The organism is Paraburkholderia terricola (assembly GCF_900142195.1).
Taxonomy (GTDB): Bacteria; Pseudomonadota; Gammaproteobacteria; order Burkholderiales; family Burkholderiaceae; genus Paraburkholderia; species Paraburkholderia terricola.
The window spans coordinates 17,008-30,880 of sequence record NZ_FRAB01000037.1; the positions used below are offsets into that span (position 1 = coordinate 17,008).

Below are 13,873 nucleotides of genomic sequence, written 5' to 3' on the forward strand. Positions count from 1 at the left end.
ACGTTTCAACGCGCATGCCTTGGGTCTCGGCATTACCTGCGCCTTAGCAAACAAAAAGCCGTGGAGATGACAACATCCCACGGCTTTTCTTTTCTACATGTGCGATACGCGGCGTTTTCGCGTATCCGCATTGGTTGAGAACCGAAAAAGCGGCCTGGCTGGCTGCGACGGCTGGCTTGGTGTCTGCACGAAGGGGTCTAGTTCTCACGTGCAAGCCGTCGTGGCTGGCTACTGCCTAACACCTCTCGAAGAGGTGGTCCCCACAATACCCGGTACTTACTCTATTCTTTCGTTACTTCGTCAGGATCAGCTTGCCGAGGCGCGTGGCGCGCAGCTGATAGGTTTCGCCGTTATGCACGATGCTGACGTGACTATGTCCTTGCAGCAAAGCGTCGCTGCGCACGGCTCGTTCCGACTTCTCGCCTGAACCGTTTGCGCGTTCGGCAGCGGGCTTCGCTGCGGTTACCGTCGCCGCTGGTGCTTTCGGACGGCTGGTTAGCGCGGCCGCCGGGCGGCGCAGACTGAGCGTGGAAGAACGGTTGAGATCGGTCATTCGTTTTTGGCTGTTCGTCGATTCGATGGATGAATTCTAAATGATAACTATTCCTATTTACAAGGAAGAGAAATTCATCGGATTCGACTTTCGATAGTTAGACAAACAGAATGAGCGAGAAGAGGATATCGGCCATCGCGATCGTGGCGCGTCGATGCACAGCAGGCACTAGCATGCGGCGACCGCCGAGCGCGACTCAATGAAGGGGGCCGGGCTCCTGCTTCGTCTGCATGTACTGGCGAATCAACCGTACTGTATCGATGTCGTTCTCGCGATACGCCGACTTCACGATTTCCTGCGTCTGCACCGCGTCCTGATCGTCGGACACGGGAAGTGTGGTGGCGTACTCGAACCGCAGGAAGAGTTGCAGTTCGTCCGGCTGCTCAATGGTCATCGTCAGCGACCCGCCCACGTGGTCTGCGGTCGGCAGGATGTCGTAGCGCACGCTCTGGCTGTCCTGCAGCGTGACGCGGTCACGCACGGTGGCCTGGCCGTAGTGCAGTTCACGTTCAAGTACGTTGCCGTCGCGCGAAAGAATCGTGCAGCTGTCGAGTCCGATCACGAATAGTTGCGGCTGCTCGGCGCGCAACACGAGCCCCTCCCACAGCTGCTCGCGGGTCATCGAGTCGACGAAGGGATTCAACGGGTCGTTGATCTGGATGAGGTGTTCGAAATTCAAAGACGGCTTCCTATCAAAGCGTTGCAATACATATGGCTAGTGCGGTGTCACGCGACAGCGAGGCCCGAGCGGATCGTGATCGAATGCGTGAGGATCTTGTGAACCGGGCACGCATTGGCAATTTGCAAAAGCCGTTCCCGCTGCTCGTCGGACAGGTCACCCTCGAGCACGATCTGACGATCGATGGACGTGCCCGCTTCGCCGGTTTCGATGGCGAGCGTCACGCGCACGTCGGCGAGCGGCCAGCCCTTGCGTTGAGCGTACATCTTCAGCGTGATCGACGTGCAGGCGCCGAGGCTCGAGAGCAGCAGCGAAACAGGCGTCGGCCCGCGATCACCACCGCCGAGCGATTCGGGTTCATCGGCAAGCCACGTGTGTTTGCCGTCGTCGAAAAGTACCTGGAAATTCGTCGAACCGATGTGGGCGGTGACGTTGGGTTCGGCCATGCGCGCTCCTGAATAGGGACGGAAATCGCCGCGCGATACGGCACGTTGTGATTAAACGGCGCGGCGCGCGGCATGAATTGCTATTGTGAACGAATTTACCGGCGTTCGCGCCGTGGCTCACGGGCGGGTGGCAGGTTGGCGCCGAGCTGTCAGCCTCTCATCAATGCGTGATCGCGCCCATGCGCCCCGCCTGGTAGTCGACGACGGCCTGGCGGATCTCGTCTTCCGTGTTCATCACGAACGGGCCGTAGCGCACAACCGGTTCCTTCAGTGGCACGCCCCCCAGGAGCAGCACTTCGAGCGGCTCGGCGCCGGCCGTGAGCGTGACGGTCTCGCCGTCGTTCTGAAACACGACCATTTGCCGCGCGCCGATTTCCTGGCGTGCTTCGCCTTCGCCGTAGAGGCCCTTGCCGGACAAGCTGTAGGCGAACACGCGATAGTCGGCCGGCACCGGCTGCCGGATCGTTGCGCCGGGCTGCAGCGAGAAATGCTGATACAGGATCGGCGTGCGCGTTTCGATCGCGGCTTTCACGCCGAGCGCTTCGCCGGCGATCACTTTGACTCGCACCTTGCCGTCCGCCGAAGTCGCAACCGGAATGCTCGACGACGGCATGTCCTGGTAGCGCGGCGCGATCATCTTGTCGCGACGCGGCAGGTTCACCCAGAGTTGCAAGCCGTGCACGCGCCCGCCGGTGCGCACGAACGACGGGTCCGGCATCTCGCTGTGCACGACGCCCGCGCCCGCGGTCATCCATTGCACATCGCCGGCATGGAGCGTGCCCGAATGGCCCGCCGAATCCTTATGGCCGAACTGGCCCTCCAGCACATAAGTGACCGTCTCGAAGCCGCGGTGCGGATGGTCCGGCGCCCCCTTGGCTTCGCCCGGCGCGTAATCGATCGGCCCCATTTCGTCGAGCAGCAGGAACGGATCGAAATCCATCAGCATGCGGGTCGGGAACGGACGGTGGACGATGAAGCCCCCGCCCTCGGTCGTGCGAACGGCCGGATACGTCCGTTCGATCGTGCGTGTCGTGCTCATCAAATGTCACCTCGAAAAATGGGAATAGCGCTATTTTTGAAACATGGAGCTATTATAGGGACCGTTTTTAGGGGTGCCAGCCGCCGTCATGCAATTGATTGTTCTATTAATGGAACGATGAGATGAAGATCGATTCACACAACCTGAATGACCTGATGTACTTCTCCCAGGTCGTCGAACACGGTGGTTTTTCCGCCGCCGAGCGCGTGCTGGGGATCTCCAAGTCACGCCTATCGCGCCGGCTGACCGAACTTGAGGCGTCGTTGGGCGTGCGTCTGTTACAGCGTTCCACACGCAAGCTGGCGCTGACCGAAGCCGGCCAGCTCTTCTATCAGCACTGTCAGGCGATGCTGAGCGAGGCGCAAGCAGCCGTCAACGTCGTGCAGCAATTGCGCTCGTCGCCGCGCGGCACGGTGCGGGTGAGCGTGCCGGTCACGGTTTCGCAGACCATCCTGTCGCAAATCCTGCCCGAATTCATGCACCGCTTTCCGGAAGTACGCGTGGTGATGCGAGTGACGAACCGCGTGATCGACCTGTTCGAGGATTCGATCGATGTCGCGCTGCGCGTGCGTTCCGATCCGCCGGAAAGCGCGAACATCGTGGTGCGGCCGTTGTGGCGTACGCAGCAGATGCTGGTGGGCGCCCCGAGCCTGTTGCAGCAGAATGCGCCGCCGCTGTTGCCGGCCGATCTCAATCGTTTTGAAACCCTCGACGTGCCGACCGGCGACGGACGCCACGTCTACAACCTGATCGCGCCGGACGGCACACGTCATGCGCATGAACACGAGCCGCGTCTCGTGACCGCCGATCTGATGACGATACGTGAGGCGGTGCTGGCCGGCGTCGGCATCGCCGCGCTGCCGGAGATGATGTACGGCGCATCGTTGCGTGCGGGGCAATTGTCGCCCGTGATGCCGGGCTGGACTTTCCCGACGCCGCAGTTGTACGCGGTATTCGTCTCGCGGCAGGGGATGGTGCCGGCCGTGCGTGCTTTTGTCGATTATCTGGTCGAGATGCTCGATCCGGACGACGGCAAGCACGTCACGGGTGAGTGTCCGGTAAGAGAGGAGAAAAACGCCGCGGCACAGCCGGCGCTCGCGGTTACCTCATAGCCCGCTAAGCCTTCGAGCATCGCTTTTAGCATTTAAGCGCGGCTTGTCATGAGTACTTTCAATGGCGCTTTGCTTGAACGCTTGCGGTCACAGGCCTATAGTGAAATCCCTTCGCTAAGGAGTCTCTTATGCGGAAACTCATGGCCGCTATCATAGCGGGCCTGATAGGGCTGACCGCGCTGTCCGTGTTGAACACGGCTGTCGCATGCGATGATTCGAGCTATCGGTCCTCGACTAATGGCAAATGATCCCGCCGCCCGAAGGCGCCGAGTGCGCACAAAAAAAGGCCTTCATCTGACGATGAAGGCCTTTTACTTTTAGCCCCTGTTTTAAGGGATTTTCTGCAAGGTGAGCGCTACTTCCTCGCTTACTTTCCTTTCGGCTGCGTAACGAAACCAATCTTGGTGAGGCCGCCGGCTTGCGCCGCCGACATCACTTCGGCCACTTTCTCATACGGCACTTTACGATCCGCATCCAGATGGAGTTCAGGTTGCGGGTTCGCTTGCGCGGCCTCTGCAATTTTCACGCGCAACGCCGCGTCGTCGACCTTCCTGTCGTTCCACAACACATTGCCGTCCGCGTCGACGGCGACCGTTACCTGTGCGGGCTTGGTGTCTTCCTTCTGACTGCTGGCATGCGGCAGATCGATTTTGACCGCGTGACGGATCACCGGAATCGTCACCATGAACACGATCAGGAGAACCAGCATCACGTCGACGAGCGGCGTCATGTTGATTTCATTCATCAAGCCGTCGTCATCGTCGCCGGCGAAAGGGCTCATTGCCATCGGAATGCCTCGTCGATCAGTTGGCGCGCGTGGCGAGGCGCAGACCGTCGCCACGTCGCGACGACGACAGGCGCGCGCCCGTCACGAAGAATGCGTGCAGGCCGTGTGCGAAGCGGCTCAGCTTGGCGACGATCGCCTTGTTGGCACGCGTCAAGGCGTTGTAGCCGAGCACCGCCGGAATCGCGACGAACAGACCGAATGCGGTCATGATGAGCGCTTCGCCGACCGGCCCCGCCACCTGATCGATCGACGACTGGCCGCTCGCGCCGATCGCCAGCAGCGCGTGATAGATACCCCACACCGTGCCGAACAGGCCGACGAACGGCGCCGTGCTGCCGATGGAAGCGAGAATCGCGAGACCGCTTTGCATGCGCGCGACGCTTTCATCCATCGTGTCTTTCAGGCAGCGCGTGACCCAGTCCGACACGTCCATGCGATCGTGCAGATGCGGCTGCGTTTGATGATGGTGGTCGGCTGCCTCCTGGCCCGACAGCGCCAGCGCGAGGAACGGATTGTCCTGCGGCGTCGACGAACCGGCGCCGAGCTTCTTCACGCCGTCGGCGAGATCGTCCGAGTGCCAGAACGCCTGCTCGGCGTTCTTCGTGAGACGGTTCAGACGCATCACGTTCCAGCCCTTGATGACGATCACGCTCCACGACAGCACCGACATGATCAACAGCGCGAGCGCGATGCCGCGCGTCACGAAATCCCCTTGCGCCCACACGTGCGCCAATCCGTAGTTTTGCATTGCCATTCCTTTTTTGAAATCTGCTTCAATCGTTCAGATTGAAGTCGTAAGGCTGAGTGTACGCAGCGCGAATTGGCTGGCCGTTCTCGAGATAAGGCTTGCAGGCGCTCGCGTGCACGGCGGCGAGCGCGGCGTCGTCGAGACGGCTGAAGCCGCTGCTCTTTTTCAGTTCGATGTTTTCGAGCTTGCCGGTCAGGCCGACCACGAACTTCACATACGCGGTGCCCGTTTCGCCGCGGCGCTTCGAGAGCGATGGATAGTCGGGCTTGGCGATGTTGCAGTCGAGGTGCGAGACGTTCTTCGGCGCGGTGATTTCCATCGTCTGGCGCGAGATTGCCGGCGCGGCCTGAGCGGGCGGCGCGGCGGGTGCCGGGGGCGCGGGCGGCGTCGGATCGGCAGCCGCGACAGGCGTGGGCGATGGCGTGGCGGCCTGCGGCAACGGTGTAGGCGCCGGCTTGGGCGTTGGCGTCGGTTTCGGCTGGACCTTCGGCTTCGTGCGCACGGGCGGCGTGGGCGTGGGCGGCGGCGGGGCCACCGATTGAACCGCGACGGGCGCGGCGACCGGTGCCGGTGGCAGCAATTGCGCGGTCATGACGCGCGATTCGAGTTGCGGCTGCACGACGGGGTCATGGCGCAGCGTCAGCACGACGGCAAGCAGAGCGACGTGAATCGCCGCAACCATGGCGGTCGCGGTCAGGACGCGGGAATTCATTCGGTTGGGTGATGCCGGCGAGGCGCCGGCTGAAACGGTATGCGAGGCCTGCATGTTAGCGTGGCGGCGCGCTGTCGGTACAGCGCCTCAGACAAGACATCGTCATGTTCGGAAGATCAGCAGCGAAATGAACAAGGTAGTCACGAAACCAATCAGCAATTCCATCTCGAACTCCATTTGATGGTGAGCGGGGTAGCTGGCTGGTACGGATACTGGCTTGCTGACGGCAGTGGGTTAAGGGGAAAAGCACCAACGAAACGGGCGAAGCAGCAAGGCGCGGCTCGGGCCGCGCCTCGCAATCTCGACTCAGGCCGCCTTGCGTTCGTAAAACGTCAGCGGGACCGCCTGCGAATGGTGCTCCACGCCGCAGCGGCTTGCGCACACGCCGCTTTGCATCATGACGTCACGGACGGAATCGGCGCATTTGCCACAGCACGAAGCGACGCCTAACTCGAACTGCAGTTCGTCGAATGAATCGACGCCTTCCGCGATCGAAGCACGGATCGTTCGGTCAGAAACAGACTTGCAGACACAGACAATCATGGTGGGCGTCATAGCTAACGTTAATGCGAATTATTATCATTTTGTTCGGCCCATTTGGCAAGCACCCTGCGCGTTTTTTTGTAACAAAACCAGATTGTTAGAAGGGTTTCGCGTCGGAGGGCGCTATGCGGCGTGAATGGTCCAAGGACGGAAAAACGTCCGAATCCGCTCAAAATGCCGAGGTGAGCCGCGTGGCGCGCCTCGGCGCACTAGCGACGTTCAGGCGGCTTGGGAATCTGGCGCTGCCGTACGGGGCGAGGGGATCGACACCTGTTCGACCGTTGTGTCGATATGCAGCAGCGTGGCGGCGAGTTGTTGTTGATGGGTACCGTCGCCGGTCGAATAAAAACGGGGCGGAACCGATCCAGCGCCTTGCGGCGGAGCGCGCAGGCCATGCTGTTCCAGCACGCGTTCCAATTGGCGCGCGATAGCGACGCTCGTGTCGATCAGCATCAGCCGGTCACCGACGATGTCGCGGATCGCCGCATCGAGAAACGGATAGTGGGTGCAGCCGAGCACCAGCGTATCGGCGCCGGCGTCGAGCATGGGCTGCAGGTAGCCGCGCAAGAGCGCGCGCAATTCGTCGGACCCGACATCGCAGCGCTCCACCGCCTGCACGAGCCCGTGGCCCGGCTGGCAGAGAAAACGGCAATCGGAAGCGTAGCGTTCGAGCAGCGCCTGGAAGCGCGCGCTACGCAATGTCACTTGCGTGGCGAGCACGCCGGCGACGCGGGTTTTGGACTGCAGCGCGGCCGGCTTGACGCCCGGTTCGACGCCCACCAGGGGAATCGGCAGCTTTTCGCGCACCAGCGCGATCGACTGCGCGGTCGCCGTATTACAGGCAACCACCAAGGCTTTCGCGCCTTGCTTGACGAGCCATTCGCCGATCGCGAGGGTACGGTCGGCGATGAAATCGTCGTCGCGCTCGCCGTAGGGTGCGTAGAGCGAGTCGGCGGCATACAGAATCGCCTCGTCGGGCAGTTGGGCGCGAACCGCCCGCAACACAGACAAACCACCCAGACCCGAATCGAAAATGCCGACCGGCGCGTGTGAGCCGGCATTGGAAACGCTAGCCGAAGCATTCGGAGACGTTGATTCCGCGGACATAGGCGAAGAGGACACGCGTGGCACGGCGGTCAAGTGAGACTCGAGAGAACGGGGAAGTGCGCAAGTATATCGCCCGCGCGGCGCAGGTTCACTCGCATGAACGGTCTCACGAGCCGACGCGCGCGCTGGTTCAGCTTGGTTCGATCAGGACTCGATCGAACCCATGCCGGTTTGCTGATAGTTTTGAATGCCGACCTTGTCGATCAGATCCAGTTGCGTTTCTAGCCAGTCGATATGTTCTTCCGTGTCGTCGAGAATCTTGGTGAAGATTTCGCGCGAGATGAAATCGCGAACCGATTCGCAATAGGCGATCGCTTCCTTACACGTGGACTGTGAAATCTGCTCGAGCTTCAAATCGCATTCGAGGATTTCCTTGGTCTCCTCGCCGATCAGCAGCTTGTGCAGGTCTTGCAGATTCGGCAGGCCGTCGAGCATGAAAATACGTTCGATGAGCCAGTCGGCGTGTTTCATTTCACCGATGGATTCGTCGTATTCATGCTTGCCGAGCTTATCGAGGCCCCAGTGCTTGTACATCCGCGCATGCAGGAAGTACTGATTGATGGCGGTGAGCTCGTTTTTCAGTTGAGCATTCAGATACTCGATGACTTTCTTGTCGCCTTGCATGGTGATTCCTTATGGGGACTTTGAATTTCCAACAACAATAAACGCCACGCCTGAAAAAGCCAAGGGAACAGAAGCATCTTTTGACATTGTCCCCGGCATCACGCGTCCCGCCTCGCGCGGCAATGAAAAAGCCGGGACTGCGAGCCCCGGCTTTTTCAAAAACATGACAGGCGCTACAGGCGAATCAAACCGTCGCGACCGGAATCTTGCCGATCTTCGCCTGCCATTCCTTCGGGCCGGTCTGGTGCACGGAGGTGCCGTTCGAATCGACGGCGACCGTCACCGGCATGTCCTGCACGTCGAATTCGTAGATCGCTTCCATGCCGAGGTCTTCGAATGCGAGGACCTTGGCGCTGCGAATCGCCTTCGACACGAGATACGCGGCGCCGCCCACGGCCATCAGATACGCGGCCTTGTGCTTCTTGATCGCCTCGATGGCGACCGGGCCGCGCTCCGCCTTGCCGATCATCGAAATCAGGCCGGTTTGCGACAACATCGTCTCGGTGAACTTGTCCATGCGCGTGGCGGTGGTCGGACCCGCCGGGCCGACTGCTTCGTCGCGCACCGGATCGACCGGGCCGACGTAGTAGATCACGCGGTTGGTGAAGTCGACCGGCAGCTTTTCGCCCTTGGCCAGCATGTCGGCGATGCGCTTGTGCGCCGCGTCGCGGCCCGTCAGCATCTTGCCCGACAACAGCAGCGTCTGGCCAGGCTTCCAGCCCGCGACTTCTTCCGGCGTCAGCGTGTTCAGGTCGACCCGCTTGCTGGTTTCCGTATTCGGTTCCCACTGCACTTTCGGCCATGCGTCGAGCGACGGCGCTTCGAGCTTCGCGACGCCCGAGCCGTCGAGCGTGAAGTGCGCGTGACGCGTGGCCGCGCAGTTCGGGATGATCGCGATCGGCTTGGACGCGGCGTGCGTCGGCGCGGCCATGATCTTCACGTCGAGCACAGTGGCGAGACCGCCGAGACCTTGCGCGCCGATGCCGAGCGCGTTGACCTTCTCGTGCAGTTCCACGCGCAGTTCCTCGATCCAGTCTTTCGGGCCGCGTGCGATCACGTCCTGAATGTCGATCGGATCCGTCAGCGATTCCTTCGCCATCACCATCGCCTTTTCGGCGGTGCCGCCGATGCCGATGCCGAGCATGCCCGGCGGGCACCAGCCCGCGCCCATCGTCGGCACGGTCTTGAGGATCCAGTCGACGATCGAGTCCGACGGATTCAGCATCGCGAACTTCGACTTGTTCTCGGAGCCGCCGCCCTTGGCCGCGACCTGCACGTCGACTTTATCGCCCGGCACGATCTCGTAGTGGATCACGGCCGGCGTGTTGTCTTTCGTGTTCTTACGCGCGCCTTCCGGCGGACTGACGATCGACGCGCGCAGCACGTTGTCCGGGTTCAGATAACCGCGGCGCACGCCTTCGTTGATCATGTCGGTGACGCCCATCGTCGCGCCGTCCCAACGCACGTCCATGCCGACCTTCACGAATACCGTGACGATGCCGGTGTCCTGGCAGATCGGGCGCTTGCCTTCCGCGCACATGCGGCTGTTGGTGAGAATCTGCGCGATCGCGTCTTTCGCGGCCGGGCTCTGCTCGAGTTCGTACGCGCGGCCCAAGGCCTGGATGTAGTCGAGCGGATGGTAGTAGCTGATGTACTGAAGCGAATCGGCAATGCTCTGAATCAGATCTTCCTGTTTGATGACGGTCATGGCTAGCTCAGTGGGGGACGGTGCGCTTTTTTCTGTTCGCAGGGCAGTGCGGTCAGTCGTGCGCTTTCATGGGAGTGGAACCGGTCGAACCCACGGCGTGCAGCGCCACGGGTTCCTGAAAATGCTTGGGATGCGTATGCGTGGTCAGGCGGTCGACGAATGCCATGACGAGCGCCGAGACGAGGAACGCGACGTGAATGATCACCTGCCACATGATCGCGTGCGTCGTATTCTGGTCGGGGCTGATGAAGGTCTTCAACAGATGGATCGACGAGATGCTGATCAGCGCCATCGACAGCTTCACCTTCAGCACGCCGGCGTTCACGTGATCGAGCCATTCCGGCTCGTCGGGATGACCCTCGACGCCCAGGCGCGACACGAAGGTTTCATACCCGCCGACGATCACCATGATCAGCAGGTTCGAGATCATCACCACGTCGATGAGGCCGAGCACGACCAGCATGATGTTGGTTTCGTCGAGCGTCAACGACGCCGAGACGAGATGCCAGACTTCCTTCAGAAAGAGCACGACGTAGACGCCCTGGGCCACGATCAGGCCCAGATAGAGCGGCACCTGCAGCCAGCGGCTCATGAAGATGACGGCGGGGAGCGGCGCCATGCGGCGGCGCTGAAAGGCGGAGTCGGGTCGCGAAGCGGACATAGGCAAGAGTCGGATGAAACGCAGGTGACGGAACACGGACCAGGGCGCCGACCCGTCGCGCGAACCACGCGCCCGAATCAGGCAGGCAAACCAGGGATAGACGGCGCGGCGCGGCCCCGGCGGGCCGATGAAGCTCGCGTCAGGCGCGCTATTGTACAGCGTCGGCTGAATTTGCTGCATTGCGGAGGGCGGGGCGCCGCTTGCCATTCAGGCTCGCCAGGCCGATGCCGGCGATACCGCAGACGAGCGGGATGTCATGCGCGAGCGCGGGCTGCTTGCCGGGGAAAACGATGCCGCGGATCGCCGCGGGCATTCGCGGCGCTACTAGCGTGCCGCACGCCGCTCAGCATCGCTAGCGTAAACCCGAGGATAGTGGCCCGCGCCTGCGGAAACAGATCGAGCCATTCATCGCGCTTGACCTGGCGCAGCTTTGCCATGCGCGACAGCGGCCACACTACAGCACACTACGGCCATCGCTATCATGAAGCGCGGCGGCGCGAACAAAGCGACGCGGACAAACTCGACGCGCTATTTGCCGATTCCGAATTGCCGCCGAGGTCATGCGAAGCCAGGAATCGCGATTCAAGCTGGAGTCGGAGCGGTTAGTTCAGTTAGGATTGTGAGAGGCCGCGCGGGCGAGCGTGATGGCGTGCTCGTCCTTGCGGGTTCGAGCGCATGAATGCGGCCTGACGCGTAGCATGCGTTGCGCATCCGTTGGGCTGCATTGAATGCGCCGTGCGAACCGTCTAAGGGTTTTCGCGGGCAAGCCGGCGCGCCTCGCGTAAGTGGCCGGTAAGTTGCAGCGTTTATGTTTGAGCACGAGAGCGGGACGCGCGTCGCACGCATTCATGTGGTGTTGCCACATGAATGACGATGCCGGCAACGGACCGCGGCGCGGCGATCGTCGATCGGCGCGCGAGGGTTGGAGACAGCGCGCCGCGCATCGGTCCCTGAGCGCGGCGTCGACATGACAGGGCGTGCCAACGGCGCGCCGGCACAGGTTTTACGTTTCATCTTCACCAAGGGGTTGTCGATGTCTGCGATTGAATCGGTTCTTCAGGAACGCCGTGTTTTCCCGCCCTCCGCTGAAGCCGCGGCTGGTGCGGCCGTCTCCGGCATGGACGCGTACCGGGCGCTCGCCGCCGAAGCGGAACGCGATTACGAAGGTTTCTGGGGGCGCCTCGCTCGCGAGACGCTAAGCTGGAACACGCCTTTCACCAAGGTGCTCGACGAGTCGAACGCGCCGTTCTATACATGGTTCGAAGACGGCCAGCTGAATGCGTCGTATAACAGCCTCGACCGTCACGTCGAAGCCGGCAATGGTGAGCGCGTCGCGATCATTTTCGAAGCCGACGACGGCACCGTCACCAACATCACCTATCAGGAACTGCTGCAACGCGTATCGCGCTTTGCGAACGCGTTGAAAAAGCGCGGCGTGAAGAAGGGTGACCGTGTCGTGATCTACATCCCCATGTCGATCGAAGGCATCGTCGCGATGCAGGCTTGCGCGCGCATCGGCGCCACGCACTCGGTCGTGTTCGGCGGCTTCTCGTCGAAGTCGCTGAACGAGCGGCTGGTCGACGTGGGCGCCGTCGCGCTCATCACGTCCGATGAACAGATGCGCGGCGGCAAAGCCTTGCCGCTCAAGAACATCGCCGACGAAGCCCTCGCGATGGGCGGCTGCGAAGCGGTCAAGAGCGTGATCGTGTACAAGCGCACCGGCGGCAAGATCGCATGGAACGAAGGCCGCGATTTGTGGATGCACGAGATCGCGCAAGCCGAATCCGATCAATGCCCGCCCGAGTGGGTCGGCGCCGAGCATCCGCTCTTCATTCTCTACACCTCCGGCTCGACGGGCAAACCCAAGGGCGTGCAGCACAGCACCGGCGGCTATCTGCTGTGGGCCGCGCAGACCATGAAGTGGACCTTCGACTGGAAGTCCACGGACGTGTTCTGGTGCACCGCCGACATCGGCTGGATCACCGGCCATAGCTACATCACGTATGGTCCGTTGACGCTCGGCGGCACCCAGGTCGTGTTCGAAGGCGTGCCCACTTATCCGAACGCCGGCCGCTTCTGGGACATGATCGCCAGGCACAAGGTCTCGCTGTTCTATACCGCGCCCACCGCGATCCGCTCGCTGATCAAGGCCGCCGAAGCCGACGAGAAAGTGCATCCGAAGAGCTATGACCTGTCGTCGCTGCGCATCATCGGCACGGTCGGCGAGCCGATCAATCCCGAGGCGTGGGTGTGGTATCACGAGAACGTCGGCGGCGGGCGCTGCCCGATCGTCGATACGTGGTGGCAGACCGAAACCGGCGGCCACATGATCACGCCGCTGCCGGGCGCCACGCCGCTCGTGCCGGGTTCGTGCACGCTGCCGCTGCCGGGCATCATGGCGGCGGTCGTCGACGAGACCGGCCAGGACGTGCCGAACGGGCAGGGCGGCATTCTGGTGGTGAAGCGTCCGTGGCCGTCGATGCTGCGCAACGTGTGGGGCGATCCGGACCGCTACAAGAAGAGCTACTTCCCCGAGGAACTGGGCGGCACGCTGTATCTCGCCGGCGACGGCGCGGTGCGCGACAAGGAAACCGGCTACTTCACGATCATGGGCCGCATCGACGACGTGCTCAACGTGTCGGGCCACCGTCTCGGCACGATGGAGATCGAATCGGCGCTGGTGTCCAATCCGCTGGTGGCTGAAGCGGCCGTGGTGGGCCGTCCCGATGCGACGACCGGCGAAGCCGTGTGCGCATTCGTCGTGCTCAAGCGCGCACGTCCGGAAGGCGAGGAAGCGGTGAAGCTCGCCAACGAACTGCGCAACTGGGTCGGCAAGGAGATCGGTCCGATCGCCAAGCCCAAGGACATCCGCTTCGGCGAGAATCTGCCGAAGACGCGTTCGGGCAAGATCATGCGCCGCCTGCTGCGCTCGCTTGCGAAAGGCGAGGCCATCACCCAGGATGTGTCCACGCTGGAGAACCCGGCGATTCTCGATCAGCTCGGCGAGTCGCTCTGAGCTTGGGTTTGCCGGGGCTTCGGGCGAGGGCGTACAGGACTAAGCGCCCTTGCTCTTGCCCCAGGCGCCGACCGCTTGAATCAGGCCGTTAAAGCCACCGCGCGGACAATCCCGATTGCCTGCCCGGTGGCTTTTTGA

15 protein-coding genes are annotated in these 13,873 nt (G+C 62.1%); 2 read left to right on the forward strand and 13 right to left on the reverse strand.

Annotated features, from left to right (window positions below; all coding sequences use genetic code 11):
* Positions 1–292 precede the first annotated feature (292 nt).
* From hemP to BUE39_RS25175, 4 genes are all read right to left on the reverse strand, one after another.
* On the reverse strand, positions 293–553 hold the full coding sequence (gene hemP / locus BUE39_RS25160; protein WP_073431427.1) for a hemin uptake protein HemP: 261 nt from the start codon (positions 551–553) through the stop codon (positions 293–295).
* 196 nt (positions 554–749) lie between these two features.
* Positions 750–1,232 carry an SRPBCC family protein gene (locus tag BUE39_RS25165; RefSeq protein WP_073431428.1) on the reverse strand — a complete coding sequence of 161 codons (483 nt, stop codon included), beginning with the start codon at positions 1,230–1,232 and terminating at the stop codon, positions 750–752.
* A 47-nt stretch (positions 1,233–1,279) separates the two neighbouring features.
* Positions 1,280–1,678: an OsmC family protein gene (locus BUE39_RS25170; RefSeq protein ID WP_073431429.1), complete on the reverse strand. Its 399-nt coding sequence runs from the start codon at positions 1,676–1,678 to the stop codon at positions 1,280–1,282.
* 160 nt (positions 1,679–1,838) lie between these two features.
* The gene (locus BUE39_RS25175) at positions 1,839–2,717 is read right to left on the reverse strand and encodes a pirin family protein (protein ID WP_073431430.1); all 879 of its coding nucleotides are present in this window, start codon (positions 2,715–2,717) and stop codon (positions 1,839–1,841) included.
* A gap of 122 nt (positions 2,718–2,839) precedes the next feature.
* Here BUE39_RS25175 and BUE39_RS25180 point away from each other — a divergent pair, with 122 nt between their 5' ends.
* Positions 2,840–3,829, forward strand: a complete 990-nt coding sequence (locus BUE39_RS25180; RefSeq protein ID WP_073431431.1) for a LysR family transcriptional regulator — start codon at positions 2,840–2,842, stop codon at positions 3,827–3,829.
* 367 nt (positions 3,830–4,196) lie between these two features.
* Here BUE39_RS25180 and BUE39_RS25185 read toward each other — a convergent pair whose 3' ends face one another.
* The 9 genes from BUE39_RS25185 to BUE39_RS34955 all read right to left on the reverse strand — a co-directional run bounded on the left by BUE39_RS25185 (position 4,197) and on the right by BUE39_RS34955 (position 11,032).
* Positions 4,197–4,616: an ExbD/TolR family protein gene (locus BUE39_RS25185; RefSeq protein ID WP_073431432.1), complete on the reverse strand. Its 420-nt coding sequence runs from the start codon at positions 4,614–4,616 to the stop codon at positions 4,197–4,199.
* A gap of 16 nt (positions 4,617–4,632) precedes the next feature.
* Positions 4,633–5,364, reverse strand: a complete 732-nt coding sequence (locus BUE39_RS25190) for a MotA/TolQ/ExbB proton channel family protein (RefSeq protein ID WP_073431433.1) — start codon at positions 5,362–5,364, stop codon at positions 4,633–4,635.
* 25 nt (positions 5,365–5,389) lie between these two features.
* Positions 5,390–6,130: an energy transducer TonB gene (locus BUE39_RS25195; RefSeq protein WP_073431434.1), complete on the reverse strand. Its 741-nt coding sequence runs from the start codon at positions 6,128–6,130 to the stop codon at positions 5,390–5,392.
* A 252-nt stretch (positions 6,131–6,382) separates the two neighbouring features.
* Entirely contained in the window at positions 6,383–6,619 is a 237-nt protein-coding gene (locus tag BUE39_RS25200) for a (2Fe-2S)-binding protein (RefSeq protein ID WP_073431460.1), read from the reverse strand.
* Positions 6,620–6,838: 219 nt separating this feature from the next.
* Positions 6,839–7,726, reverse strand: a complete 888-nt coding sequence (gene murI, locus BUE39_RS25205; RefSeq protein ID WP_073431435.1) for a glutamate racemase — start codon at positions 7,724–7,726, stop codon at positions 6,839–6,841.
* Between the two features lie 144 nt (positions 7,727–7,870).
* Positions 7,871–8,350, reverse strand: coding sequence for a bacterioferritin (gene bfr, locus BUE39_RS25210; protein ID WP_073431436.1), 480 nt, complete (start codon positions 8,348–8,350; stop codon positions 7,871–7,873).
* A 184-nt stretch (positions 8,351–8,534) separates the two neighbouring features.
* On the reverse strand, positions 8,535–10,058 hold the full coding sequence (locus tag BUE39_RS25215; RefSeq protein ID WP_073431437.1) for a fumarate hydratase: 1,524 nt from the start codon (positions 10,056–10,058) through the stop codon (positions 8,535–8,537).
* A gap of 52 nt (positions 10,059–10,110) precedes the next feature.
* Positions 10,111–10,719: a TIGR00645 family protein gene (locus BUE39_RS25220; RefSeq protein WP_073431461.1), complete on the reverse strand. Its 609-nt coding sequence runs from the start codon at positions 10,717–10,719 to the stop codon at positions 10,111–10,113.
* Positions 10,720–10,867: 148 nt separating this feature from the next.
* Positions 10,868–11,032: a hypothetical protein gene (locus BUE39_RS34955; RefSeq protein ID WP_159442595.1), complete on the reverse strand. Its 165-nt coding sequence runs from the start codon at positions 11,030–11,032 to the stop codon at positions 10,868–10,870.
* A gap of 720 nt (positions 11,033–11,752) precedes the next feature.
* Between BUE39_RS34955 and acs the strand changes: the two genes are divergently transcribed.
* A complete protein-coding gene (gene acs / locus BUE39_RS25225) occupies positions 11,753–13,735 on the forward strand; it encodes an acetate--CoA ligase (RefSeq protein ID WP_073431462.1) in 1,983 nt (660 codons plus the stop codon).
* The last annotated feature ends 138 nt before the right edge of the window (positions 13,736–13,873 follow it).

Coding starts and splice junctions, on each gene's coding strand:
- BUE39_RS25190 (WP_073431433.1), bottom strand. CDS start 5,364: ATGCAAAACTACGGATTGGCGCACGTGTGGGCGCAAGGGGATTTCGTG.
- BUE39_RS25170 (WP_073431429.1), bottom strand. CDS start 1,678: ATGGCCGAACCCAACGTCACCGCCCACATCGGTTCGACGAATTTCCAG.
- murI (WP_073431435.1), bottom strand. CDS start 7,726: ATGTCCGCGGAATCAACGTCTCCGAATGCTTCGGCTAGCGTTTCCAAT.
- hemP (WP_073431427.1), bottom strand. CDS start 553: ATGACCGATCTCAACCGTTCTTCCACGCTCAGTCTGCGCCGCCCGGCG.
- BUE39_RS25175 (WP_073431430.1), bottom strand. CDS start 2,717: ATGAGCACGACACGCACGATCGAACGGACGTATCCGGCCGTTCGCACG.
- bfr (WP_073431436.1), bottom strand. CDS start 8,350: ATGCAAGGCGACAAGAAAGTCATCGAGTATCTGAATGCTCAACTGAAA.
- BUE39_RS34955 (WP_159442595.1), bottom strand. CDS start 11,032: ATGCCCGCGGCGATCCGCGGCATCGTTTTCCCCGGCAAGCAGCCCGCG.
- BUE39_RS25180 (WP_073431431.1), top strand. CDS start 2,840: ATGAAGATCGATTCACACAACCTGAATGACCTGATGTACTTCTCCCAG.
- acs (WP_073431462.1), top strand. CDS start 11,753: ATGTCTGCGATTGAATCGGTTCTTCAGGAACGCCGTGTTTTCCCGCCC.
- BUE39_RS25215 (WP_073431437.1), bottom strand. CDS start 10,058: ATGACCGTCATCAAACAGGAAGATCTGATTCAGAGCATTGCCGATTCG.
- BUE39_RS25195 (WP_073431434.1), bottom strand. CDS start 6,130: ATGCAGGCCTCGCATACCGTTTCAGCCGGCGCCTCGCCGGCATCACCC.
- BUE39_RS25200 (WP_073431460.1), bottom strand. CDS start 6,619: ATGATTGTCTGTGTCTGCAAGTCTGTTTCTGACCGAACGATCCGTGCT.
- BUE39_RS25220 (WP_073431461.1), bottom strand. CDS start 10,719: ATGTCCGCTTCGCGACCCGACTCCGCCTTTCAGCGCCGCCGCATGGCG.
- BUE39_RS25185 (WP_073431432.1), bottom strand. CDS start 4,616: ATGGCAATGAGCCCTTTCGCCGGCGACGATGACGACGGCTTGATGAAT.